22 protein-coding genes and 1 tRNA gene are annotated in these 23,645 nt (G+C 60.3%); 8 read left to right on the top strand and 15 right to left on the bottom strand.

Going from position 1 to position 23,645, the window contains the following annotated elements; translation table 11 throughout:
• Positions 1–23 precede the first annotated feature (23 nt).
• From NLK60_RS01375 to pth2, 5 genes are all read right to left on the bottom strand, one after another.
• Entirely contained in the window at positions 24–296 is a 273-nt protein-coding gene (locus NLK60_RS01375) for an eL43 family ribosomal protein (protein ID WP_254809112.1), read from the bottom strand.
• A gap of 196 nt (positions 297–492) precedes the next feature.
• Positions 493–1,212 carry a DUF2103 domain-containing protein gene (locus NLK60_RS01370; RefSeq protein ID WP_254809111.1) on the bottom strand — a complete coding sequence of 240 codons (720 nt, stop codon included), beginning with the start codon at positions 1,210–1,212 and terminating at the stop codon, positions 493–495.
• A 65-nt stretch (positions 1,213–1,277) separates the two neighbouring features.
• Entirely contained in the window at positions 1,278–2,663 is a 1,386-nt protein-coding gene (truD, locus tag NLK60_RS01365; RefSeq protein ID WP_254809110.1) for a tRNA pseudouridine(13) synthase TruD, read from the bottom strand.
• 56 nt (positions 2,664–2,719) lie between these two features.
• The gene (locus NLK60_RS01360) at positions 2,720–3,370 is read right to left on the bottom strand and encodes an alpha/beta hydrolase (RefSeq protein ID WP_254809109.1); all 651 of its coding nucleotides are present in this window, start codon (positions 3,368–3,370) and stop codon (positions 2,720–2,722) included.
• A 100-nt stretch (positions 3,371–3,470) separates the two neighbouring features.
• On the bottom strand, positions 3,471–3,809 hold the full coding sequence (gene pth2, locus NLK60_RS01355; protein ID WP_254809108.1) for a peptidyl-tRNA hydrolase Pth2: 339 nt from the start codon (positions 3,807–3,809) through the stop codon (positions 3,471–3,473).
• 139 nt (positions 3,810–3,948) lie between these two features.
• Here pth2 and NLK60_RS01350 point away from each other — a divergent pair, with 139 nt between their 5' ends.
• From NLK60_RS01350 to NLK60_RS01335, 4 genes are all read left to right on the top strand, one after another.
• The gene (locus NLK60_RS01350) at positions 3,949–4,575 is read left to right on the top strand and encodes a DsbA family protein (RefSeq protein WP_254809107.1); all 627 of its coding nucleotides are present in this window, start codon (positions 3,949–3,951) and stop codon (positions 4,573–4,575) included.
• Positions 4,576–4,700: 125 nt separating this feature from the next.
• A complete protein-coding gene (gene dcd / locus NLK60_RS01345) occupies positions 4,701–5,306 on the top strand; it encodes a dCTP deaminase (protein ID WP_254809106.1) in 606 nt (201 codons plus the stop codon).
• Between the two features lie 167 nt (positions 5,307–5,473).
• Entirely contained in the window at positions 5,474–6,373 is a 900-nt protein-coding gene (locus tag NLK60_RS01340; RefSeq protein ID WP_254809105.1) for a thiamine-phosphate synthase family protein, read from the top strand.
• On the top strand, positions 6,374–7,096 hold the full coding sequence (locus NLK60_RS01335; protein ID WP_254809104.1) for a class I SAM-dependent methyltransferase: 723 nt from the start codon (positions 6,374–6,376) through the stop codon (positions 7,094–7,096).
• Positions 7,097–7,099: 3 nt separating this feature from the next.
• Here NLK60_RS01335 and NLK60_RS01330 read toward each other — a convergent pair whose 3' ends face one another.
• From NLK60_RS01330 to NLK60_RS01305, 6 genes are all read right to left on the bottom strand, one after another.
• Positions 7,100–7,507 (bottom strand): acyl-CoA thioesterase, encoded by a 408-nt coding sequence (locus NLK60_RS01330; RefSeq protein WP_254809103.1) that lies wholly within the window; start codon positions 7,505–7,507, stop codon positions 7,100–7,102.
• Positions 7,508–7,553: 46 nt separating this feature from the next.
• Entirely contained in the window at positions 7,554–8,693 is a 1,140-nt protein-coding gene (locus NLK60_RS01325) for a DR2241 family protein (RefSeq protein WP_425499060.1), read from the bottom strand.
• Between the two features lie 3 nt (positions 8,694–8,696).
• Positions 8,697–9,572, bottom strand: coding sequence for a CbiX/SirB N-terminal domain-containing protein (locus NLK60_RS01320; protein WP_254809102.1), 876 nt, complete (start codon positions 9,570–9,572; stop codon positions 8,697–8,699).
• A gap of 162 nt (positions 9,573–9,734) precedes the next feature.
• The gene (locus NLK60_RS01315) at positions 9,735–11,777 is read right to left on the bottom strand and encodes a cation:proton antiporter (protein ID WP_254809101.1); all 2,043 of its coding nucleotides are present in this window, start codon (positions 11,775–11,777) and stop codon (positions 9,735–9,737) included.
• A gap of 133 nt (positions 11,778–11,910) precedes the next feature.
• Positions 11,911–12,363, bottom strand: a complete 453-nt coding sequence (locus NLK60_RS01310; RefSeq protein ID WP_254809100.1) for a universal stress protein — start codon at positions 12,361–12,363, stop codon at positions 11,911–11,913.
• Positions 12,364–12,488: 125 nt separating this feature from the next.
• Positions 12,489–12,935: a universal stress protein gene (locus NLK60_RS01305; protein ID WP_254809099.1), complete on the bottom strand. Its 447-nt coding sequence runs from the start codon at positions 12,933–12,935 to the stop codon at positions 12,489–12,491.
• A 126-nt stretch (positions 12,936–13,061) separates the two neighbouring features.
• Here NLK60_RS01305 and NLK60_RS01300 point away from each other — a divergent pair, with 126 nt between their 5' ends.
• Complete coding sequence (locus tag NLK60_RS01300; RefSeq protein WP_254809098.1) at positions 13,062–14,033, top strand: DUF3179 domain-containing protein; 972 nt, start codon at positions 13,062–13,064, stop codon at positions 14,031–14,033.
• A gap of 107 nt (positions 14,034–14,140) precedes the next feature.
• Here the strand turns inward: NLK60_RS01300 and NLK60_RS01295 are convergent, their stop codons facing one another.
• Positions 14,141–15,505: an FAD-dependent oxidoreductase gene (locus NLK60_RS01295; protein WP_254809097.1), complete on the bottom strand. Its 1,365-nt coding sequence runs from the start codon at positions 15,503–15,505 to the stop codon at positions 14,141–14,143.
• 741 nt (positions 15,506–16,246) lie between these two features.
• On the opposite strand from NLK60_RS01295, the gene NLK60_RS01290 reads away from it, so the two are divergent.
• Positions 16,247–18,571: an APC family permease gene (locus tag NLK60_RS01290; protein WP_254809096.1), complete on the top strand. Its 2,325-nt coding sequence runs from the start codon at positions 16,247–16,249 to the stop codon at positions 18,569–18,571.
• A 130-nt stretch (positions 18,572–18,701) separates the two neighbouring features.
• Here the strand turns inward: NLK60_RS01290 and NLK60_RS01285 are convergent, their stop codons facing one another.
• Complete coding sequence (locus NLK60_RS01285) at positions 18,702–19,316, bottom strand: metal-dependent hydrolase (RefSeq protein ID WP_425499059.1); 615 nt, start codon at positions 19,314–19,316, stop codon at positions 18,702–18,704.
• A gap of 308 nt (positions 19,317–19,624) precedes the next feature.
• The gene (locus NLK60_RS01280) at positions 19,625–20,929 is read right to left on the bottom strand and encodes a DUF2238 domain-containing protein (protein WP_254809095.1); all 1,305 of its coding nucleotides are present in this window, start codon (positions 20,927–20,929) and stop codon (positions 19,625–19,627) included.
• 251 nt (positions 20,930–21,180) lie between these two features.
• Here NLK60_RS01280 and NLK60_RS01275 point away from each other — a divergent pair, with 251 nt between their 5' ends.
• Complete coding sequence (locus NLK60_RS01275; RefSeq protein ID WP_254809094.1) at positions 21,181–22,749, top strand: ABC1 kinase family protein; 1,569 nt, start codon at positions 21,181–21,183, stop codon at positions 22,747–22,749.
• A 286-nt stretch (positions 22,750–23,035) separates the two neighbouring features.
• Here NLK60_RS01275 and NLK60_RS01270 read toward each other — a convergent pair.
• A tRNA-Arg gene (locus NLK60_RS01270) sits at positions 23,036–23,110 on the bottom strand.
• A gap of 227 nt (positions 23,111–23,337) precedes the next feature.
• Between NLK60_RS01270 and NLK60_RS01265 the strand changes: the two genes are divergently transcribed.
• Positions 23,338–23,526 carry a DUF7511 domain-containing protein gene (locus tag NLK60_RS01265; RefSeq protein WP_254809093.1) on the top strand — a complete coding sequence of 63 codons (189 nt, stop codon included), beginning with the start codon at positions 23,338–23,340 and terminating at the stop codon, positions 23,524–23,526.
• The last annotated feature ends 119 nt before the right edge of the window (positions 23,527–23,645 follow it).

Below are 23,645 nucleotides of genomic sequence, written 5' to 3'. Positions count from 1 at the left end.
TAGTGGGTATCGCTGTGAACGCGTTATTCTGGCTGGTCCTCGCCAAGCGCGGCACGGATCGAACGGCGGACGGTCTGGCCAGCAGGCGTCTCCGGTCGGTAGGCACCGCCGGTGAAGACTTCGCCAGTTTCCTCGTTCTGCCAGATGCCCGTACCGATTCGGGTGACATCGTCGCCGTCGACTTTCGACGACCGCATGTCGTGTTCGATCTCCGTTACTCGGCGACGGGCGACACGCCCGTATCGCGCTCCGAAACGGCCGGCACTGCCGACCCGTCCTCGCTGTTTCTCGGCCATAGTATCGATCACTATTAGCGGCGCTTTGATAAAGGTGTTGAGTTGGGGCCGCGTCGTCTGGCCCTGTTGGCGGCGTTTCTTCGTTTCCTCTGCTTTGCCCAGAAAGTCTAACACCACAATCCAAGTCGGTTGACCAACCAACTTCGCTCGCCCATCTACGTTGAATCGGCAACTACTGTTCAGGACGGCGAGGATGTCAAGACTGAAGCCCTGCTTCCTCGAGCGCCTCGTTGAGGTCGGCTCGAACGACTTCGCCCAACTCCCGTTCGCGCGCGGTCGTCACGACGTGATTTTCCTGCACGCTCGAGCCATCGCGCAGAAGCATTCGGACGTTGCCCCCGTCGTCCGCTCGAGTTACTTTTGCGCGGAGCCCAGACTGCGAACCGATGCCCCCGGCGTCGATCGGACCGGGAATAACTTTCTTGACGTGGGGATGACCCGCAACGGTCTGAATCGCCTGCATACCCGTCCGGCCGCCGATAAGCGTGGTATGGCTCCCACCGATCTTTTCGGCCGGAGGAACGTCGACGACGTCGAGTGCACGGTCGCCACGACGCTCGAGAACGGCTTCGACCGGCGACTCGTCTTCGATTCGATAGAACGTGTAGTGGGTATCCTCGCGAACCGCTTGAATAACGGCCCGGTTTCCGGTAGCGTACACCTCCTCGGGTCGTTTTCGACGTAACTCGTCGCCCAGCAGCCCGGCAAAATTCCTGAGTTCGACGACCTCGAGGTCGCCCTCTTCGGGGGCGGTCGTCACCGTCGTCTTCCCGATGACGGTGTCGTCGGTAATCATCGTCAGCGTCGCGCGGTCGCGGGCCGCCTCGAGGACGACCGTCTCGGTGTTCCCCTCCCGACAGATAAGACAGAAGTCCCCGGGTTTCTTCAGGGGCGAGCCACACTGACGACACTCCATAGCCCTCGTTGACACCGAACGGGTAAAACGCCGGTGTTTCCGCCCGCGTGAGCCCGGCGAGTCACTTACCCCAGGGCGACAGGGTCAGACTGCAGGTACTCGCGCATCACGACGGTCGCGTACGAACCTTTCGGCAGGGCAAACCCCATCGTCATCGGGTCGGTCTCGAGCTCGAGATTTGTGCGGAGCAAAATAGCCCGGCGCGTCCCGGTCGAATCGAACTCGCCAGGCAGGTCGAAGTCGCCTTTCTCGAGTCCCAGATCGGCGAGGACTTCGCGCTCGATGTCACCCGGTTTCTCATCTGCCAACGTCGTTTCGGTACCGACGAGCGGTGCGGTCACGAACGCTCGCCCACGCTCGCAGTGTCTGGTCACCGAACGGACCCGCCGCTCGTCCACGCGCTGGAGACGGTCCGTGTCGGGGACGTCGAGGCCGCCCAGATCGGTCTCGACCGCGCTCGAGGCCGCCTGGTCGGCGAAACAAACGACGTCACCGGCGACGGGTTTGTCGAAAGGAAGTCCAGCCTCGAGTCGTCGGCTCAAGATGCGATTGAACACGTACGACTGGGCGGCGTGGACGAACAACCGTTGAAGGTTCGAGGGGGTTCGCTCGAGGGCGGCTCGGTACTCGTCGGCGCTCGGTTCCCCGTCGCAGTCAGCCAGTTCGTGCAGCATCGACCGTTCGTACTGAAGCCTGTTGGGAAATCGTTCGAGGGCCGCTTTCCAGTCACGGGTCTCCTCGACGAACGCTCGCGCTTCCTGTGTATCCTCGGGTTCGGATTCGTTCGGCCGGCCGACGTAGGCCATCACGGCTTCGTCCCAGTTGCCGCGCACGATCTCGAGGCCGACTTCGTGCGTGATCGGGCGTTTGCTCCCGAATCGTTGCTGGCCGAAGTAGTTCGGAACGCCGATCGTTCTCGCTTCTCCCTCCTGCTCGGTGGCGACCTCACTCCCGGCAAATGAGGCGAGATCGTCGGTGATTCGCTCGGCACGCTCGGGCGCACCTTCGTCGTACTCGCTCACGATTAGTTCGAACTCGTTGCCGAGCAAGTCACCGAACTGGAGGCTGCGACCCGCTCGCCCGACGAGTTCGATGTCGGCTCGGTTGAGTTCCGGGAGGTCGTTCGATCCCGTGTTGTAAACCGAAAACAGCTGGGTCGTAATCGCCCGCTTGTCTTTCGTCCCCGCCCAGGCGATCCGTTCCCGGGAGATGCCGAGTCGGTTCGACAGTTCGCGGGCAAAGTCGTTCGTGTCCCAGCCCCGCAAGGTGGCTCGAAAGACGAGGTGTGGGTAGGCGTCGGTCGAGGCATCGACCGGTTGGGTGTCGAATCGCTCGAGTTCCCGGACGCGAAAGTGGTCGTTTTGCCCGCGAAGACGGCCACCGATGCCGTCGGTGTCCGTGACGTAATACTCGATGCCGACGGCCTGCTCTGTTGGATGGGCGGGGCGCATTCGTTACTGCTCGAGTCGTGGCCACGCCCAAAAGGTACCACGGTTTCGTCCGCGGTTTACTCGCCTTCGCTCGTTGTCACGCCCGAAGCCATTTCTCGAACGACCGCAATCTCGTCCGGGATGACGGTGTGGCCCATCCCCTCGTAAATGCGTTCGGTAACGTCGGCGTCGAGCCCTTCGTAGGTCTCGACCGATTCTTTCACGCGCTCGAGGGGAATGTGCGGGTCCCGGTCGCTGCAGCCGAAAAACGCCGGCGTTCCCTCGAGCGAGCCGTCGTAGTCTCTAGGCGTTCCCTCGGGGCCGATGAGGCCACCCGAGAGAGCGACGACGACGCCGTAGCGCCGAGCGTTGCGGGCCGCGTATTCGGATGCGAGACAGCCACCCTGTGAAAAGCCAAGCAGTATCGTTCGCTCGAGCGGGACGTGCTCGGATATCTGCGTCAGTATTTCATCGAGAAGGGCGAGTGCAGAGTCCAGATACGGCTGGTTGGCTTCGATGGGTGAGAGGAACGATTGCGGGTACCAGGTCGCCCGCGCCGCCTGTGGTGCGAGATAGGCGACGCCATCGCACTCGAGTTGGCTCGCGAGATCGAGCATCCCCGCTGCCCGTGCACCCCGGCCGTGGATGAGTACCATCGCCGCGCTGGCGTCCTCGAGGTCGGCCCCGGCGCGTTCGATCGGTTGTCCACTGTGTGGGTCGGCGTTCATACTCGTGTCTGGATTCGCAGGCTAAAAGGGGTTCTCGAGGCGGCGAGTCGCGTGGGGAAATCAGGTAAACGGTCGAAAGAACAGCGACACGGTTCGGCTATCAGAACAGCGAAAGCTCGCCGGTCACGCGGTCTACGCGCTCGTCGCTTGCCGGGCCGATGGCCAGCGTGGTCACGGTTCCGGGCTCGAGTTGCGTGTGACCGGCGTCTCGTACGATCGCGTTCGGAATTCCTTCCTGGTCGGCAATCGCCGCGAGTTCGTGGAGTGTTCGCTCGCTATCGCCTTTCAGCACGACCTTTTTCTGACCACCGCGTTTCCACTGGTCTCGCAGTTGCGTGTCGGCCTTTTCGTAGGCCGAAAGCGAGGCGTGAGCCACCTGTGCGGCGAGTTTTCCGGTTCCCATCGAGATGTCCGTTCGAGCGACGATGGCCTGTTTCATACCCTCTTCCACGAGCACGGGTAATAAAACGCCCTCGAAAGCTCGAGAGAGCCGGTCAGCCTCACTCATCCGACCGACGTCTATCGTGTTCAGAACCGACTGCGACACCTATTTGTCCGGCGATACACTACCAGCAATTATGGCGAATTCACGGCGACAGTTCATTGGGGCAGCGGGGATCGCCGCCACCGGACTGCTCGCAGGATGTTTAGGAAACGAACCGGCGGAAGTCGACGAAGACGCACTGCTCGAGGTTCCGGTTACCGGTGATCCAGACGCCGAAGTGACCGTTACGGTTTTCGAGGATTTCGGCTGTGGCGCCTGTGGATATTTCAAAACACAGATTTTTCCAGCGGTGCACGAGCGATACATCGAATCCGAGCGGATCCGATTCGAACACCGTGATTTCCCGATCCCAGCGAGCGGTGACTGGTCGTACCCGGTAGCAAGCGCCGCCCGTTCCGTGCAGGCTCAGGAAGGAAACGAGGCCTTCTTCGAGTTTACCAGTGGCGTGTACCAGCATCAGTCGAATTACAGTTACGATATCCTCGAGCAGCTCGGGGACGAGGTCGGTGCTGACGGAAGTGAGGTTCGGACGGATGCAGAAGAGGTGGCCTTCGAAGACGGACTCGACGCAGACCGTGCTCACGGCGAGAACGAAGGTGTCGAGAGTACACCGTGGATCGTCGTCGATGGCGAACAGGTCGACAACAGCGAACTGCCCGTGTTGAGCGCGATTGACGACGCGCTCGCCGAACACGAGTAACGGCGAGTAAGAGGGTGCCCCCTCTCGAACCGACGTGAATCGACCCTCTCGCACCAGCGGCACCAAACCCCGATGCACCGACGTGGAACGAAACCATTTATTCATCGCCCACTCGAGTCATCGGCATGATCCTTTCAGACGCGGATATTCTCGAGCGCCTCGAGGCCGGCGACCTCGTCGTCGAACCCATCGACGATTACGACCTCCAAATTCAACCGGCGAGTATCGATCTGCGCCTCGGTGATCGGTTTCTCGAGTTTCAGCGGACCAACATTCCCTGTATTCACCCCAACGCCGAACACGAGGTAGACGAGTACGTCACTGAGACTATCGTCGACGAAGGTTCCGATTTCATCTTACACCCCGGAGATTTCGTCCTCGGAACGACGCACGAGCGCGTCGAGATTCCAGCGGACCTGATCGCCCACGTCGAAGGTCGTTCGTCGCTCGGACGACTCGCCGTCGTCGTCCACGCGACGGCAGGCCTCTGTGATCCGGGCTATCGTGGCCAGATCACCCTCGAGCTATCGAATCTCGGGACCGCGCCCGTCGCGCTCACGCCGGGTATGCGCATCTCCCAGTTGACCTTCACCGAGTTGAAAACCCCGGCAGAGCGGCCCTATGGAAGCGAGCGGGGCTCGAAGTATCAGGACCAGGACGGGCCACAGGCGTCTCGAATCGGCAGCGACGACGAGTTCGGTGGCGACCAGCTCGATCGCAACGACGACTGATTTTCTGGAAAGGGCTCTCCCTCGAGAACACGCTCGAACAGAAGCCGTCGACAACTCCCTCGAACAGAAGCCGTCGACTACACTCTCGAACAGAGACCGGCGAGACCGTCCCAACTGGACCACCACGAACCCTAGGGTTATTTCGCGAGGCTGCCTACCACCCGGTAATGAAATTTGCCGAAGAGATTGTCGTCGAGGAGTTCTTGCCGACGATTCGATCGCTACTGGCCGGCGAGCTCCGCGCCGAGGGGTTGACACAGAGCGAAGTCGCCGACGTGCTCGGTATCAGCCAGAGTGCCGTCTCGAAGTACGCCCACGGCGACGTCACGACGAACGACAGAATCGCCCAGGACGACCGTGTCCAGGACCTGGTCGACCGACTGAGCGAGGGGCTCTCGAGCGGCGACATGAGTCGCGTCCAGGCACTCATCGAAATCGAGGTATGTATCCGCGACCTCGAGAGCCCCGGCTCCGTCCTTGCAGCACTCCACGAGGAGGCCGTCCCGGAGTTGGCCGAGTACGGCGCGAGCTTTCGCGTCCACGACCCCGATAGCACGCTTCGCTCGAGCGAGCGCGTCCTATCGTCGCTCCGACGCGGTCTCCGCATCCTCGAGAACGCGAGCGGATTCGCGAGCCTGATTCCGGCCGTCGGTTCGAACCTGGTCGCCTGTTTGCCAGAAGCGGAGGACATCGACGACGTTGCCGGCGTTCCGGGCCGAATTTTCGACGTCAAAGGCCGGACCACGGTCCCCAGCGAACCGGAGTTCGGCGTATCCGAACACGTCGCGACCGTCCTGCTCGCCGCCCGTCGCCACGGTGCTACGGCGACGGCTGCCGCAAACATTCGCTACGATAGGGACTTACTGGCCGAACTCGAGGAACGTGGACACGACCTCGCGGAGTTCGACGAAGCCGGCGACGTCGCCTCGAGCGTCGGTGCCGCTATCGAAACGACGCCTGGGGCAACCGTCCTCTACCAGACGGGTGGTGAGGGTATCGAACCGCTCATCTACGTGCTGGGCTCGGATCCGGAGTCGGTCGCCCACACCGTCTGCGAGCTGGTTTGAATGACGCCGGCGGCTGACCCGGACGGGAACGATAGCCCAAGGGGAGTCACCAACGAAGAATCCAGCGAGGACGCCCAGGCGTTTTACGGTCGCTGGGCCCTCCTGTACGACCTCCTTGCCAGGCGGACACCGGGCATCGCAGCCCTTCGAAAACAGGCTGCACTGGCCTGTCGACTCGAGCCGGGCGACACCGTCGTCGAGATGGGCTGTGGGACCGGAGCGAACCTCCCCTATCTGGCCGAGCAGGTTGGCCCCGACGGAACCGTCATCGGCATCGACTTTACTCGGCCCGTCCTCGAGCGGGCGAGACGCGCGACGGCGAACCACGGGAACGTCCACGTGATTCGCGGCGATGCAACGGCCCCACCGCTTTCGGGCCCGGTCGACGCAGTATTGGCAACCTTCGTGGTGGGAATGCTCGAGGATCCCGCGGGAGCCGTCGACGACTGGAGTGAGTTGCTCTCACGGGACGGACATCTCGTGCTGGTCAACGCCGCTCGAAGCGACGGGCGACTGGCGCCGGTCGTCAACGCGGTGTTCAAAAGCGTCGTCATCCTGTCGACGCCCCCAACGACTAAAATTCGCTACGAGAAGGATATGACGGCCACGCTCGACGAGCGAATTACGACCGCTCACGAGCGGCTGCGGACGCGCTCGAGTGCGATCGCCGAGGCGAGCCACGCGGGCGGTATCGTGCGGCTGACCGGCGGACGGATTCCGTAGATACTACTCCTCGAGGCCTTCGTACGCAACAATCGCCGCTCGGACTTCCGCGGGAATTTCCGTCGGACGTTTGGTCTCGGGATCGACGAACACGAGCGTCGTTTCGCCGGTAGCTGCAACCTCGTCGTTTGCCCGGATTTCGTAGGCCATCGTCCAACTCGAGGTGCCGAGTTCGGTGACGGCTACCGAGGCGACGACATCGTCGCCCATCGTTACCGGTCGCTCGAAATCTATCGAGAGCGAAGCGACGACGAACGCGAAGGAATCGACGGGGATGTCGAGGATGGCATCCAGATACGACGTGCGCGCCATTTCGAAGTAGGTGACGTAGACGGCGTTGTTGACGTGCTGAAGGGTGTCGAGGTCCTGATATCGGACCTGAACATCGACGCTAAAATTACTGTCGTCCATTATGCACTGTCTCGAGGCGGACCCATTTGTATCCCGCTATCGCGGATTACTCCTCGTGTGACTCGGCTCGCAACGAGCCCTCATCCATCCGTTTGGCACGGAGATACCGCGCACGATAGCGATTCGCGCCATCGTAGACGTCCGCTTCGCGGATCTGGTCCGTCCGGTCGTCGGCGACGGCGTCGACGATTTCGGCCAGTTGATTCAGTTCGCTGGTCGTCAACTCGAGGTGCCAGGTCTTTTCCTCCTCTGACTCGAGAATCGCCCACTTGCGGGCGGCCGCGATGACCAGCGAGCAGGGTTCCCGGCAGGGGAAGGTGCCGTCGCCGCCGTCGACCTCGAGGTGGTCGTCTTCGGTGTAGTGCCACTCACGCCGTTTCAGACACTGTGAGTCGACACAGCAGGCTTCGGTCACCCACTCGAGGGCCTCGCGCGGGAGTTCGTCGACGACGTCGTAAATACCCGTCTGGCGTTCGGCGGCCTCGAGCCAGTGGTCGACGTCGAGTTCGTCGTGTTGCTCGCGGTGCCAGTTTTCGACCGTCGCGGGGTAGACAGTCCGCACCGTTTCGACGAAGTCCGCACTCGAAAGGCCCTCGAAGACCCAGCCGCCCACGAGTGTAGGCGCGGTTTTCAGCGGGCGATATCGTCCATCGGCGTCTTCGGTCACGATCTCGCGTGCGTCGTACGGGTCCCTATGGGTCTCGAGCGCCTCGAGGTCGACAGCCGCGTCGTCGACGTGGCGGATTTCGTATTGTCGCGCTCCTCTCCCTTGTCCGTCGGCGTCGAGACGGGTCGTCAACTGTAGCTGCCCCCACTGGCGGACGATACCGTCCTCGAGGTTGGCATACCGTGCGGGTACTGCCTCATCGTCTGCGCTCGAGGTACCCTCACACCAACGAAGGAAGGCCCGGCGTGCGGTCCCCTCGCCGCCCACGATGTGCGACCAGAAGTACCAGTTCGAGACGTACGGCGCGACGGTCTCGAGGCTCCGTTCGAGATCCTCGAGTGCGAGTCCACGGTGGACTCCCTCGGGCGTTTCGAGGACGTACGCACCATCGTCGACCTCGACGAGCAGACCATCGAAGTCGATACGCGGCGACTCGGCATCCGAATCGGTCGTCTCCACGGTCTCGAGGAAGGCGTCTCGAGTCGCCTGAGCGAGCGGAGACGATTCGTGTTCGGCCACGGCTCAGTCACCCGCCGCCGGCGTGCCACCGGTCCACTCCTGTACGCGTTCGAGGGCGTCGCCAATATCGGCACCGGCGTCGGCCGCTCGCTCGAGAATCACGTCGGCCATCAGCCCCTCCGTGCCGACGGCACCCGCGTACCAGATTCGCTGGCCGTCGACGTCACCGGGGACGTCCCAGCCGGTGCGGTAGTCGTCGGTCAGCCCCATGTCTTCCGGGATGTCTTCTTGAGTGTGAAAGCCATCGGCGATGAACAGCGGGACGACGACGATGTCTTCGGCGTCCATGTGGTCGGTCACGTCGTCGACTTCCGGCTCTTCGTCCATGTAGAGCGCCTGTACCTCGTCGAAACGATCCATCGAACGGATGCGTTCGGTATGGTACTCGATGGCTTTCGCGGAGTTTTCGTTTCGCTCGGTGCCGTGTCCGACGACGGCGAGTCCGAACCCCTCGCCGACGTTCGAGTCGCCCGTTACCGACTCCGCACGCTGGACGATGACGTCGGCCATCGCATCGTGGGTGCCGACGGGGCCACAGTAGTGGACGGTCTTGTCCACGTCAGCAGCCTCGAGCGTCACGTTCGACGCGTCGGTCCCCTCGGAGTCCCACAGGTCCGGGTCCCAGTTCTCGAGCCGGAGTTCTCTGGGGATGACCTGTTCGGTGAAGTAACCCTCGCTGATGAACAGCGGGACGACGAACACCTCGTCGGATTCGACCGTTCGTATCACTTCACGGAAGTGTGGCTCTTCCTTCCAGAACCCTTCGCGAACCTCGTCGAAGGCCCCCGTTTCGCGGATGGTGTCCGCATGGTCGTACGTCGGCTGTGCTGACCCCGCATTGAGGTGTGAGCCGTGTGCTACGATGACCAGCGCTTGCATGCAACGGAGTAGGGACGGCGACGGTTTAGGGACTTCGCTGTCGGCCCGCCTAACCGGTTTTTCGATTCCGTGGTCCAGGGGGACTCGAGTGTGATCCGTGGCCAGGGCGCTCGAGACGAATCACGGATAGTCAGCCAGAATCGCAGATGGTCAGCCACCCACTCACTCGAACCGGAGGAATCGCCGGTCGTCGGTTCGTTCGGTATCCGCGAGATACAGGACGATGAAGTTGCAGTCGATTCGGCCAGACAGCGTCCGTGGCAACCGCTGTAACTGAGGTTCCCAGCCCATCGTCCCGCGACGAACGCTAACCGAAACGACGAGCGTGTCCGTGCCGGTCTCGTCCTCGAGGTGCGTCTCGAGTCCGGCCCAGCCTCCGACCGTAGTGACGGTTGGCGCTCCGTCCTCGAGACCGCCGGTGTGCTCGGATACGGCCGTTTCGTCCCCTCCAACGACCAATACGTTGAGTGGGGCCGAAAGGCCCGACGCGATTCTGGCCGCTGTCAACAATCCCTCGTCGAACCCATCGTTGTAGACGACTTCGGGTGGCACGATTACGACCACCTCGCTCGTGGTGTGCAATGGCTGCTGGAGGTGTGAGACGAGAACGAGCGGCGTGGTCCGAGCCAGGACACGATCTATCGTCTCGCCGAAGGCCCGCTGTGGTCGCGAGACACGGCCATCCCACTCCATGAGGAGCGTGGAAATCCGATTTTCACGAACGGCTCGCGTAATTCCCCCACTGGTCGACTGGGCAATCCGTGCTTCGGGGTCGACTGGCACGTCGGCACCAGCCGCATAGGACTGGACCGACGAGAGCCGATCCTCGATAGCTGCGACTGCACCTCCCACATCGTCCTCCCCGTACCCGACGGAGACGGCATACAGTGGCTCACTCGAGTCCGACTCCCGAATCGTGGTCGCGAGGTCGATCAGCTGTCGGCCGTACTGCGGGTCCGGAGCGACCGCTACCATCACTCGCCGAGGTTCGTCCCACCCCTCGGTTGGGATGCTTTCACGGTCTCGAGCGAGTCGCCGACCCGCACGGTCGACGACAGCCGAGCTACAGATGCTGGCGACCAGTATCAACAGGACGACGGCGTTGAGCATGGTTTCATCGAAACCAGGAATCCCTTCGCGAATGCCGATCAAGACGATAGCCAGGGCGGCCGCGGCCTGTCCAAGCGAGAGACCGAACATCGAGAGCAGTTGCGGCCGCGAGTACTCGAAGAGCCGTGCCGTGACCCAGGCGGCGGCGAATTTGGTGACGACGACGAGCACGACAAACGAGGCAGCGAGCGTGACCACCGCAGGCCCCGCGACGACGGCGCGAACGTCGGCCAACATGCCGACCGAAAGCAAGAAAAACGGAATAAAGAGGGCGTTACCGACGAACTGTATCCGGTTCATCAACGGTCCGGAGTGGGGAATCAGCGGATTCAACACCAATCCAGCGAGGAAAGCCCCGATGATCGGTTCGACGTGGACGAGGGATGCGAGAAACGAACAGCAAAATAGTACCGAAAGGACGAACAGGAACTCGTAGTCACCCCGCTGATCGACAGTCCGAAAGAACCAGCGAGCGAGTCGGGGGACCAGCAGCCAGACGCCGACGAAAAACGCTGCCAATCCGAGGACCAGTTCGAGCCAGAAGGCTGTCGACAGGTCACCGCCAGCGCCCGCAACGACAACCGCGAGCACTACGAGCGCGAGGGTATCGGTGATGATCGTCCCGCCGATGGTCGCGGTGATGCTCTCGTCGTTCACGATGCCGAGTCGGCTCACCACCGGATAGGCCAGCAAGGTGTGTGACGCGAAAATCGACGCATAGAGCAACGCCGCCGCCAGACTCAACTCGAGGGCTACGTACCCGACGAGCGTACCGACGCCCTGTGGAATGGCAAACGAAAGGAGGCCGAAGGTCAGACTCCGGGACCGTTGCTCGAGGAACCGAACCAGATTGATCTCGAGGCCGGCGATGAACATGAGATACACCAGCCCCACTTCCCCGAGGATAACGATCGTCTCCCCGCGAGCGAGGATGCCGAGTCCGTTGTCGCCGATAGCCGACCCAACGAGGATAATACCGACGATTCCCGGTACCCGGTACCGCTGAAATATCAGGGGAGCAAGGAGGAACGAGAGGGTCGCCAGCCCGAAAATGAGGGTCGGGTCTTCGATAGGTAGCCCGGAAACGGGTTCCACCACGACTACCACCACCTCGAGGACGTCTCTTTACGAACTCCTCGACAGCACCACCAATCACCATCGAGACAGCACCACCAATCACCGTCTCTCAGGAAGTCCCCGATGAGTCTGGTGGGAAGAACTCGAGGCGTTACTCTGCGTGGCGAACGATGTAGACGTCGTACTTCGACTGGCCGTCGGTCGCCACCGGCCCGCCAACGCTCGATAGCGGCGTCGTCACGCCCCCGGCGTTCTCGGTGCCCACGAAAATGACCGACACCCCCTCCTCGGCCGCAGTGCGACGAATTTCGCTGACGACCATCGTCGTGGTCGTCGCCGTCGGTTCGTCGGAGTTGACGACGGTCGACCGAAACGATGCCGCCGGCGCAATCGAGGCGACGTGTTCCTCGAGGCGGTCGGCTATCGTGTCCGTGTCGAAGGCCTCGTGGTCGTACAACCACCCTCGCTCGAGGGCGTAATCGACGTCGTCTGGAATCACGGTGAGTGCCAGTACGGATTCGTCGCGGTAGTCTCCAAAGGCGGTCGCTTTTTCCAGGGCGGCACGCGAGAGCGGCGTATCGTCGAACGGAACGAGCAGCGTCATACTCGAGTCTGTGGCGGGCGGATGGGTAAATGTTCGCCTCGTTCTCACACTGACCTGGTGTGCTGATTTCCGGAGAGTGCCGGCCAGAACGATCCATGGAAGCGACGAGGCGAGGACAGCCCGTTTTATGACTCCGACCTAACGGACTCATCGCCAACGACGACGACAGGGCGTGGCGACTGACGAACCAGCGCGTCGACGGTACTGCCGAGCAAGGCCCCGCGAAAGGCGGAGCGCCCACGGGCACCCACCACCAGCGTCTCGATGTCGCGTTCTTCGGCGTACGTCAAGATTTCCTCGTGTGGTATCCCCTCCCGCCGGACTGTGACGACAGAGATTCCCTGCTCCGAGGCAGCCGTTTCGACCGTCTCGAGTGCAACCTGCGCTTGCCGTTCCTGTTGGGCTCGAACGACTTCGGGATCGACGATAGCCGAATCGTACTCGGTTCGGCTCTCGAGGACAGCAATCGCGTGAAGCGGCACCTCGAGTCGGCTCGCCAGGTTTACCGCGTGATCGATTGCCCGTTGGGAAGGCTCACTGCCGTCGGTCGCGACGAGAAGGGAGTTGAACATACCTCGGTGTTTGCTCGCCGGGCAAAAAACCGTGTGTATCCGTTGCACGTTCTGGAGGGCAGGACACTGGTCGACACAGCGTGGTAGAACACGACGTTTTTGTGCCGGTTGTCCGTCTGCCGCAGTATGAACGTTCGTCAGGTCATCCCTCGAGATGCGATACCGAGCATCGATACGCCGTCGTTCGACCGCTCGTACGACGGGCCAACCGAGGACGAAGTCATCGTCGTCGATCTCGACGGTGAACCCGCCCGAGCGTATCCGATACGAATTCTCGACTATCACGAAGTCGTCAACGATTCCATCGGCGAGGTACCGATTGCGGTTACGTGGTGCCCGCTCTGTGCGAGCGCCGTCGTCTACGAGTCGACTATCGATAACCGGAGGCTCACTTTCGGCGTGAGTGGCAAACTCGCCGACGACGACCTGGTACTGTACGACCGCGAGACGGGGTCAGAGTGGAAACAGTCGGCCGGAACCTGTATCGATGGCTCACTCAGTGACCGTCAGCTCGAGGTCCTGCCAAGCGCCCGCACGACCGTATCAGGCTTTCTCGAGCGACACGACGACGGCAAGATTCTCCAACCGATCCCGGGCGCCGAAAGCGAAGCCGCGAGCGATGACGACCAGCCTGCCCCCGTCGATTACAGCGAGCGTCCGTACGCCGAGTACTTCTCGAGCGACGCCGTAGGATTGGCGGGATTGCGCGGGGAAACGGGTGATCGCTCGTGGGAGCGAACCGACCTCGAGCCAAAATCGATCCTGCTGGGTATCGAACACGGTGGTGACGCTCGCGGATTTCCCCTCCCCTGGGTCGACGAGGCTGGTGGTATCCTCGAGGGAACCGTCGGCGGTCGCCAGGTGATCGTCGTGACGACGGCGGAGGGTATCCACGCTTTCGACGACCCTGGATTCAGCCTCGAACGCCAGTCGGCTGGTGACGGTGACGAACTCGTCGGTGACGGAACGGTCTGGGACCCCGTTACCGGTACCAGCGCCGACGGCCGTTCACTCGAGGCGGTTCCTGCCAAGCGATTGTTCGCCTTCGCCTGGATCGACGATCATGGTGCGGATACGTTCGTCGACCGAAGGGAATAGCCAGCGAAGGTCGGTACCAGACCGAATTACCGTGTTTTGTGCCTCGAGAGACGACGTTGCACAACAGTGATACACAGTGTTTGCAATTCAGTACCCTCGTAGGCCACTCAGCGTTCGTCGTCGGTATCGAGTTTCCCGCCAAGAACTTTCGCCGCCGTCAAAATGGGGTCCCAGACTGGGCTGAACGGCGGTGCGTACGCGAGGTCGAGATTCTCGAGTTCAGCGACCGTCAGGCCGGAGTGGACGGCCGTGGCAACCGTATCGATTCGTTTTGCCCCATCGCGACCGACGAGACTCGCGCCCAGGACGCGTCCGCTCGAGCGGTCGGCGACGAGTGTCACCGTCAACTCGACAGCGCCAGGATAGTAGTGCGGGCGTGTCGGGGCTTCTATGGTGACCGAGACGGGTTCGAACCCGGCCTCCCGTGCCCGTTCGTCGTCGATAATGCCCGTCCGGGCGGCACCGAGTTCGAAAGCCTTCACGATGGCCGTGCCGGCCGTCCCGCCGGTTTCGGTGGGCGATCCGGCGACAGTCGTCCCGATAGCCCGGCCAGCACGGTTCGCCGTCAGTGCGAGGGGGACGTGATCCGGTTCGCCGGTGACCACGTTGGTCGCTTCGGCACAGTCGCCCGCTGCGTAGACGCTTTCGACACTGGTCCGTCCGTATTCGTCAGTAGCGATGGCACCGGTCGGCCCGAGTTCGATGCCTGCTTCCTCGGCGATTTCGACGTTCGGTGTGACACCCACACCGACGATAACGAGGTCCGTCTCGACCGCATCGTCCTCGAGGGCGACGCGTTCGACGGACGCCTCGCCGTCGAATCCCTCCACTGCCGTCTCGAGGTACAGGTCCACACCCTGCTCGCGGAGATGGTCTTCGACGACCGTTGCAGTCGCCTCGCCGAAGGGTTGGAGCGTCCGAGGGAGCATTTCGAACATCGACACCTCGATTCCACGTTCGGCGAGCGCTTCGGCCATTTCGACGCCGACGTAGCCACCGCCGACGATGGCCGCCGCTTTCGGTTCCTGCTCGTCGATGTAGCTGTCGACTGCCGCCGCCCCGTCCATGCTGTGTAAGGTGAACACCCCCTCGAGGTCGAAGCCGTCGAACGGCGGCTCGATAGCTCGAGCGCCGGTCCCGATCAACAGTGCGCCGTAGGGTTGGTCGAAACGTTCGCCGTCGGGTCCTTCGACCGTGACTGTCTCGGCCTCGACATCTATTGCGACGACCTCGTGATTGGTTCGGAGGTCGACGTCTCGCTTGTCTCGGAACTGGTCGGGCGTGACTGCGACCAGGTCCTCGAGTTCCTCGACGGTTCCCTTGATGTAGTACGGCATCCCACAGGCGGCATACGATACCCAATCCCCTTTCTCGAAGACGACTACCTCGAGTTCCGGATCCTCACGTTTGGCCTTGCTCGCAGCGCTCATTCCTGCAGCGTCTCCGCCGACGATGACGAACGGGTCCTCCATACGAACCGGTACACTCCCCATCGTGTAAAGTATTTCGAACAATCTACAATATTGGCCACGATGTGTTGCACATACCCGACAGGTCCGGTCGGTTGAAAGCGGTGTTACGTGTGAACTGGGATCAGATCGGCTTGATGTGGCAATCAATTTAATATTAATTTTGTATCAATTTACTACTATATAAAGAGTGAGGCTTATGCAACGCTGAACAGCTATCCTCAACGAAAACTCGACAGCGCCGTTCTTTTGTTGGTCAGACCTTCGAGACGGCAGTTGAGGGTCGGTTGGTCACTCGAGGCTCTCATGCAGAATTTATCACGTCGAATTGGTCAGTTCATGCGAACTGTTGTAACTGTGTGCCGGTTAGTGACGGAGCCGGCTGGTCGCTGTTCGCTACTATCACAACGAAACCTATCACTGGTTTCTGCGATCCACGGTCCGCTTTTCATCAGTGATGTACGTGCGGGCACTCCGTCCGGATAGGTGACGGAACGAGTCGTCCATTATAAACCCAAAATCATTATAAACAGCTACCGCTTAGTCAGTATTGAACAGATGAGTGCAATACGCACACAACTAGATGCAGTTACGGTGATCTTCGAATGAGGGAAAGGCAAACGACGATATCAAACCCGGCACCCGACCGAACCGGATCTGAGGCGAAGTCTCACGTCTCGACGTCATGTCGACAAGCGCTCGGGCGAGTAAGCGGTTTACCTGTCCCCCGGGGTGAGTGCTGAAATGGCGCCGGAACTTCAACGAGATCTCGGGCTGTTCGCCACGACGGCGATTGCCATCGGGGCGATGGTGGGAAGTGGTATCTTTATCCTCCCGGGGATCGCGTACGCCTCGGCAGGTTCTGCCGTCGTGTTGGCGTACCTTATCGCGGGACTACTGGTGATACCGGCAGCGCTCTCAGCCTCTGAAATGGCGACAGCAATGCCAGAAGACGGCGGTTCCTACGTGTACGTCGAACGTGGCATGGGCCCACTCATGGGAACCATTGCAGGGATTGGTAACTGGTTTATGCTGTCGTTCAAGGGCGCGCTAGCGCTGATCGGTGGCGTCCCCTATCTGGTGTACGTTGCCCCCGAGCTCGCCAGCTACATTCTTCCGATCGCACTCGGATTGGCGTTATTTTTCACGCTGTTAAACGTCGTGAGCACCAAATCCACGGGAAGCCTGCAGTTTGCCATCGTCGGGGTCATGATCCTGGCGATGGGGTATTTCATCGTCAGTGGCTTTCCCGACGTGAGCGGGAGCCAGACCACTGGATCGTTCGATCTCGCATCTGAGGGAATCCTCGCGGCAACGGGACTCGTGTTCGTCTCCTATGCAGGGGTGATCAAGGTTTCCGCCGTCGCCGAGGAGGTCAAAGACCCGGGGAAAACGATTCCTCGAGCGATGATCGGTTCACTACTGTTTACGACGGCGCTGTACGTGCTGGTCGTCTACGTGGCCATCGGCGTCGCACCGGATCTGTCAACCGGTGGTGGGTTCGTCCCCGCAGCGGGAGAAGAAGTCGCATCGATCGCGTACGCTGCAGACGCCGTTCTCGGTAGCGTCGGTTCGTTCATTATCGTGCTGGCGGCCTTACTCGCACTAGCTTCGACGGCCAATGCCGGTTTGCTCTCTGCCTCGCGATTCCCGTTCGCGATGGCTCGAGACGACCTTGTTCCGGGTGCGTTCGAGAAACTTCACGACCGATTCAAGACGCCTGCCCTTGCCGTCGCGATTACCGGCGGCGTAATGATGTTCATGATCGTCACCCTTCCGATCGAACAGGTGGCGAAGTTCGGCAGTGCGTTCCAGATACTCGTGTTTATTCTGGTCAACCTCGCGCTGGTCGGCTTTCGAGAAGGAGCTATCGACGACTACGAACCCGAGTTCGTTGCCCCGTTTTACCCCTGGGTGCAACTCGTCGGTATGGGGGGCGGACTCCTCGTGCTCACCCAGATGGGGACGGTTCCGTTCGCCGGTGCGGTCGCAATCACGATCATCTCCATCGCCTGGTACGTTGGCTACGCTCGCCCTCGAACCGACCGAGAAGGAGCGGCCAGAAGCGGTGCCCGACAGAACGTCAGTCAGCGAGCAGTCGACCGAACACATGAACTGTTCGAGGCCGACCGCGAGTACGACGTTCTGGTAGCCATCACCGAATCGACGTCGCCAAACGCGAGACGGGACATGCTCCGGATGGCGACCGACATGGGGCGACTCCGATCGACGACAGTCTCTGTCGTCGAATTCGTCGATGTCCCACACCAACTGTTCGCTGGCGATCACGCCCGCATCAGCACCGACGAGATTCCCGATTGGATGCCCACCTCGAGCGACGATGCTCCCCCCTGGTTCCCGGACGAGTACGATATCAACCGGCCCGTCCGCCCGTCCGGTGGTGTGAGGACCGACACTGGACACCCAGCGCCAGCGACTCGCATCGAGTATCGGGAAGTGGACAGCGAAGATCACAAACACGCTATCGTCGACCTGGCAACCTACGGTGACTACGACCTGATCATCGCCGAACGCAATCAGGCTGATTTCCACCACCGACTGTTCGGTAGCGATACGGATTGGCTCATCGAAAACGCGCCCTGTGACGTTATGCTGGTCGAAGACAACGATTTCGACGGTGCCGATGAAATCGCCGTCGTTGCCAACCGCGGTCCATTCGACCCACTGAAACTGCTGTTTGCCGACGCCGTTGCCGAGGAAACCGGTGCCCAAATAAACCTCCTGCAGGCGATACCAGCTGATGCACCCGACAGTCAACGGGAAACGGTCGACCGTTACCACGAACAGCTTATTTCGATTCTGACCGTGCCTACACGTTCGACGGTTATCGAAACCGACGACGAAACGGCCGGTCTCGCTCGCTTCGTCGGCGACGCCGACTTGCTCGTGACCGGTATCGACCGAACGGGGCTGACCGCTCGAGTGTTCGGTCGGCCAGGAAATCGGCTGGTCGATTCCGTCGACACAACTGCAGTGATGGTCCAGACCCACGACGGACGGCGACAGAGTTTACTGCAGCGGTTGCTGATGGATCACCTGTTTGGCTAACCGGTTCAGTTTTTCAGCACGGATACTCAGTATTCAGTTATACGTTGACGTGCGAGTCGAATCCATCGGGTCGGATCACTCGAGCAGGCGTGACGAAGCACTCAGTTTCCACATTCACCGTTGGATGTAACTACCTCGCCGTATCCTCGAGGTACCGTGCTGGAACGTACGGATACACGCTCGAGGGAAGGAAGCCGACGACCACGGGTGCCAGGTCAGCGAGAACACGTCGAAGTGCCGTGTAAATTCCGGCGACGACGACTGCCCCAATGACGACCCACTGGAGTCCCCCCTCGAGGACGTATACCAGGGGAACAGCGAGGACGACCGAGAGGAGGAGATCGGCAGGTGAGCCATCATAGCTGAGCACCTTTCGCGGGGCAATCCAGGTGCCGTGATAATGGCTGTACACTGCCTTATTCGAGTTTCCTTCCCACGGTCGTAACTCGAGGCCGCTGCCGAAGATGTCAGTAACGCTGTGGAGGGCAGCAGCCAGCAGGAACACGGAAATGGCGACAGTACCCGCCGTCGGGATGAGGAGAGCAACACCGGTTGCGACGACCGCAAAAACACTGTAGTAGACGGGATAGTGAAGCGTTTTCCGGTGCCCGGCGTACATATCTAGGTCGGGGAAAATGCCACCGAGTAACCCTGCGACGAACGCTATCGGAGCGTATTCCGGTGCCACCGCTAGTAACGGCAAAGCGAGTGCCATCCCGGCGAGGGCATGAGTCGGAAGCATCATCGTGTCCCTTCTAAGGGGACAAATAGTCTTTAACGTGTCGGCCTGCTAGCGTCTGTCTACCAATACCCGACCGCGCCTGCCACGTCGACGCTCAAATGGCGAAGAAATCCATCGATAGCAACGCGAGTGTTTCGAAACCGGACGAAAATTCTGTCCTCTCCAGGTCAGTTGAAGGGTGAGTTTCGACCGATTTGACTCCGAGTGAGTTCACAGCCACCTCATACGATCTGCTGTAGTGTTTACTGGTAGTCGCCCTCTCGGCGTCGAAAATCACCTGTGCGACCACAGGAAACCGTATCACTCGAGGATCACTGGTCCCGTTCTGCAGTCCCAAACCGGTTCTCGAGTTGTGCCGCGAGACTAGCAGCGACCTCCGTGAGATACACCGTCCCCCACGTGGCGACGACAACCGCCCCCAGCGTATTAAATAGCATGTCCAGCATCGTATCGTCGATACCATGTTGGGCCAGGACGGGCTCTATCCCGAGCATGAGCGCCCCCTGATCGACGATAAACTCGAGAATCTCCCAGATGACGCCCATAGCGAGGACGAACACAACGGTGAACGCAAACAGCGCCCAACGCGGGAGATGTATCGCCGGATCGTGAATGTGTATCGCTCTCAGCGTGGCATACCCACCAGCACCAACAACAGTCGCCGAGAGCGTGTGGGTAAGGTGATCCCATGGGCCGAAGGCGTCGTATAGCCCCGCGGTTCCGATGGCGTGTAAGAAGACAGCACTCGTGACCCAAAGGGCGAGTCCAGGGTCGACTGCTAGCTTCAAATCTCCCTTCATAACTGCGGGAATAACCGTAATCGAAAGTGCGATCAGAGCGTTCGTAACGACCGGGAGCTCCAGCGTCCACAACCCGTATGCGAGAACGACGACGAGCCCACCCTGCATGAGACGAACCAGTTGCACTTGCCGAACTGACGAAACTCCGAGACGGTTACTAAGGGAGACTGCTTTGATGTCAGGTGGGTCTTCCTGTGGTGTCATGGGGACCGACATCTGGGGATGTGGATGCCTGGTGACGTACCTGAAATACGCGTAGAAAATCGCACCACCAAATAGCCCAGCGATAGTTGCATACACAAATTCTATCATCACCGCTGCATTGATTGCGTCTTGACTTCGTCCGTCGAGAAGGAACCTCGTTTCGAACAGCACATCTGCCGACCATCGAAACACGTTCAACACCCCTGCCATAGCAAGCGTAAATAACACTGTGAGCAAGACCGCGAACCACGGAATCAGGCGCAGTGACGTAAACCGGTGGAGTTCCACTGCAATCAGTAATCCGAGCGTCGCGAGGACGAGATTTGGGACGATTGCCGTCACAAGTGGCTGTGGAGCGAACGTCTCCCACAGTACTGGAAGACAGATTAGTCCGATAAAATACCACGGTGGGACGATCGTTGGATCTCGAAACACCGCTGCAGGCGCAAGAATAATCACTATCGCAACGGCACTGAACAGAGTTGATTCGTACCGCCCAAGGTAGATTCCGCCGAGAAGATTTACTCCCAACACCCCGACGAGAAGCCACGAAACCACCGTATTTCTCGTACCCGTCAGAAACAGTCCGGCCAATTGATCACGCTCACTCATGGCCGATCCAGTTGTGAATCATCTCGAGTGCACACACGTGTTATTCTCTTCGCCTATACAAATACGATGTTCTCGGAGTCTTTCAATCCCCCGCCACGCGTTGACGTCCAAGCCGAACCCAACGAACGCTATTGGTTCGATTCACACGTTCAAGCGTAACGAACCACTCAGCACCACTGATAATTTGTAGTTGGTGACCGAACATAGCGTATGGATAGGGGACTGTGCGTCATCTGGAGGCGTAGTCGTCAATGAAGGGCTATTTACGTAGATATCTACAGGTTCTCGTCCGATTTTTCCCACTCCTCCTGGCATTTGTGCGAGACCGTCGACGCTTCTTGCTGTTTGGGCCGTCACGGCAGGTGTCAAAGGCAGTCCATCGCGACCGGGCCGATAGATTGACACAGACGATGCTCAACCTCGGTCCAGCGTTTATCAAAGTCGGACAGGTGCTTTCGACACGCCCAGATCTCATCCCCCCGACGTACATCGAGGCGTTCGCCACCTTACAAAACGAGATTCCAGAAGAGGCCGGTGGCGACCCCCTTACCGTCCTGGAAGCGGAGGTAGGCGACCGTATCGACCAGCAGACAGTCGAAACGGTCGCTGGTGGCTCCCTCGCGTTCGTCTACACGGCCGAATACGAGGGTGAGAAAATCGCATTGAAGGTCAGACGGCCGGGCCTCGTCCCGATAATCAAACGCGATTTACGGGTAATACGGGGGCTCGTCCCACTGATCGCACCGTTCGCTAACGAACGGCAGCGATACTCCCTCGAGAACGTCACGGACGACTTCGAGCAGATAATTCTGGACGAACTTGACTTCCAGCGTGAGGCCGAAATTATGGCCGAAATCGGAGCCAACTTCGCCGATGATGACCGTGTGTGCATCCCAGCGACACACCCTGATCTGTGTTCTCAACGTATCGTTGCGATGGAGTACGTCGAGGGCGAGAAGATCACGACTGCCGACGCACTCGATGCCACCGACCTCGAACCGACCGAACTGGCGACCCTGGTCTCGCGAACCTTCCTAAAAATGGGGCTCGTCGACGGCGTGTTTCACGCCGATCCCCACCCCGGTAACCTGGCAATCGGGGCAGATGGAACCCTTATTCTGTACGATTTCGGTATGAGCCAACGGCTCAGCGAACAGGAACAGGCCGATATAACGAGACTCTACCGCTCACTCGTCCGTCGCGATATCGATGGGCTGTTGAACACCCTCATCGCCCTCGAGATCCTCGAGCCAACGGTCGACCGCATCGCCGTCCGCCAGGTGCTCGAGTTAGTCATCGAAAATCTCGAGGGGCAATCGACGGTCACATGGCGAGCGATCATCACCGAACTGTTCTCGATGTTGCATGACTTCCCGTTTCGTATCCCACCGAACGTCATGTTGCTCGTCCGGGTTGGGACCGTCGGTGAGGGCGTTTGCCGATCACTCGATCCGGAGTTCGATTTCCTCACAGTCACCCAATCATTTCTCGTCGATCACGGGTTCATCGAAAGCGAACTCGAGGCGCTCTTCACCGACGTACAGAACGACGTCCGCGCGTCAGTGCCTGTCCTCGCGCGTGCACCAGCACGGTTCGATACCGTCTTCGGACAGCTCGAACGCGGTGAACTCGTTGTTCGAACGACCCCCACCGAGTCACCCAGTGGCGGTGATCCTGCAGTCGGCTACGCTATCGTCGCCAGTGGGCTGCTCACCGCTGGCGCAATCTTCGCGTTTCACGAGTATCCCCTCGAAATCCCATCCATCGTGCTCGCTTTCGTGTTTCTCGGTCAATATCTACGCCACCGACGGATCGGGTGACCTCGAGTTAGTCGTCGAGGCTGTCGAGACAACATAATCCAGCCGTGATCAGCCTCTCCCGCCGTCGGAGTGCTATTGATGGAGCTCACCGGCCCCGCTTTCACAAACTTGTGCGGGCTCCGGTGGGATGCACAGCTATTTGCTAAATGAGTGCGTCAACTCGACCAGAAATCAATGGCGACAGAGGGTGCAACCCGTTGCGGGTTGGGCTCTTAGCGGGGTATATCCGGGATATTCAAATACAATCCGCGCCCGTCCTCCAAATCCTAATCAACTGAAAATCGGATGGGCGCTGCAGGATTTGAACCCGCGACAACTTGGTCCGAAGCCAAGCACTCTGTCCAGACTGAGCTAAGCGCCCTGTACCCACTTCTTTCCGATGACCCTGTATAAGTCACTCGATTTTGGCCGCTCGAGTCACCCCCTCGCACACGACACCCCTCTGTCGGGACTCAGTCTCCGACCCTTGGACGCCAAAACAGCGACTCCCTCGTCAGGCCTGTGCATGGTGGTCGAGACACTCGTTCCCATTCCTTGAAAATAATCGGAGGGGGTAGTACCGTCGCGATCCAAGAGTTACCTAGAGCCATGACCGTCTATGAATACCCGGCCGACACTGCTGCAGAGCGCGATGACGACCAGGCCCCACTCGAGTTACTCACAGACGACGGGCACACATGGACGGTTGTTCCAGAGGACGCTGCAGACATCGATCGAATGACACAGTGGATTTCGGTCGACAGATCGACCCTGTGTGAACTCGAGGCAATGCGCTAACGTATTTTCGAACGCAGTACTCGTGGTACTGATCGAACGCACTACGCTCGGGGAAGTCAACCACGAGGATGACTCCTGCTGATAGGGAGTATCGTAGCCAGCCGACGGGTTCAAAGGAC

The sequence above is a fragment of the Natronosalvus amylolyticus genome (assembly GCF_024298845.1).
GTDB classification, from domain to species: domain Archaea; phylum Halobacteriota; class Halobacteria; order Halobacteriales; family Natrialbaceae; genus Natronosalvus; species Natronosalvus amylolyticus.
This window is presented reverse-complemented; position numbering and strand designations above follow the sequence as displayed.

Bases quoted from the DNA above. Each gene is read 5' to 3' on its own strand.
- NLK60_RS01375 (WP_254809112.1), bottom strand. From the start codon at position 296: ATGGCCGAGAAACAGCGAGGACGGGTCGGCAGTGCCGGCCGTTTCGGA.
- NLK60_RS01370 (WP_254809111.1), bottom strand. From the start codon at position 1,212: ATGGAGTGTCGTCAGTGTGGCTCGCCCCTGAAGAAACCCGGGGACTTC.
- truD (WP_254809110.1), bottom strand. From the start codon at position 2,663: ATGCGCCCCGCCCATCCAACAGAGCAGGCCGTCGGCATCGAGTATTAC.
- NLK60_RS01360 (WP_254809109.1), bottom strand. From the start codon at position 3,370: ATGAACGCCGACCCACACAGTGGACAACCGATCGAACGCGCCGGGGCC.
- pth2 (WP_254809108.1), bottom strand. From the start codon at position 3,809: ATGAAACAGGCCATCGTCGCTCGAACGGACATCTCGATGGGAACCGGA.
- NLK60_RS01350 (WP_254809107.1), top strand. From the start codon at position 3,949: ATGGCGAATTCACGGCGACAGTTCATTGGGGCAGCGGGGATCGCCGCC.
- dcd (WP_254809106.1), top strand. From the start codon at position 4,701: ATGATCCTTTCAGACGCGGATATTCTCGAGCGCCTCGAGGCCGGCGAC.
- NLK60_RS01340 (WP_254809105.1), top strand. From the start codon at position 5,474: ATGAAATTTGCCGAAGAGATTGTCGTCGAGGAGTTCTTGCCGACGATT.
- NLK60_RS01335 (WP_254809104.1), top strand. From the start codon at position 6,374: ATGACGCCGGCGGCTGACCCGGACGGGAACGATAGCCCAAGGGGAGTC.
- NLK60_RS01330 (WP_254809103.1), bottom strand. From the start codon at position 7,507: ATGGACGACAGTAATTTTAGCGTCGATGTTCAGGTCCGATATCAGGAC.
- NLK60_RS01320 (WP_254809102.1), bottom strand. From the start codon at position 9,572: ATGCAAGCGCTGGTCATCGTAGCACACGGCTCACACCTCAATGCGGGG.
- NLK60_RS01310 (WP_254809100.1), bottom strand. From the start codon at position 12,363: ATGACGCTGCTCGTTCCGTTCGACGATACGCCGCTCTCGCGTGCCGCC.
- NLK60_RS01305 (WP_254809099.1), bottom strand. From the start codon at position 12,935: ATGTTCAACTCCCTTCTCGTCGCGACCGACGGCAGTGAGCCTTCCCAA.
- NLK60_RS01300 (WP_254809098.1), top strand. From the start codon at position 13,062: ATGAACGTTCGTCAGGTCATCCCTCGAGATGCGATACCGAGCATCGAT.
- NLK60_RS01295 (WP_254809097.1), bottom strand. From the start codon at position 15,505: ATGGAGGACCCGTTCGTCATCGTCGGCGGAGACGCTGCAGGAATGAGC.
- NLK60_RS01290 (WP_254809096.1), top strand. From the start codon at position 16,247: ATGGCGCCGGAACTTCAACGAGATCTCGGGCTGTTCGCCACGACGGCG.
- NLK60_RS01285 (WP_425499059.1), bottom strand. From the start codon at position 19,316: ATGATGCTTCCGACTCATGCCCTCGCCGGGATGGCACTCGCTTTGCCG.
- NLK60_RS01280 (WP_254809095.1), bottom strand. From the start codon at position 20,929: ATGAGTGAGCGTGATCAATTGGCCGGACTGTTTCTGACGGGTACGAGA.
- NLK60_RS01275 (WP_254809094.1), top strand. From the start codon at position 21,181: ATGAAGGGCTATTTACGTAGATATCTACAGGTTCTCGTCCGATTTTTC.
- NLK60_RS01265 (WP_254809093.1), top strand. From the start codon at position 23,338: ATGACCGTCTATGAATACCCGGCCGACACTGCTGCAGAGCGCGATGAC.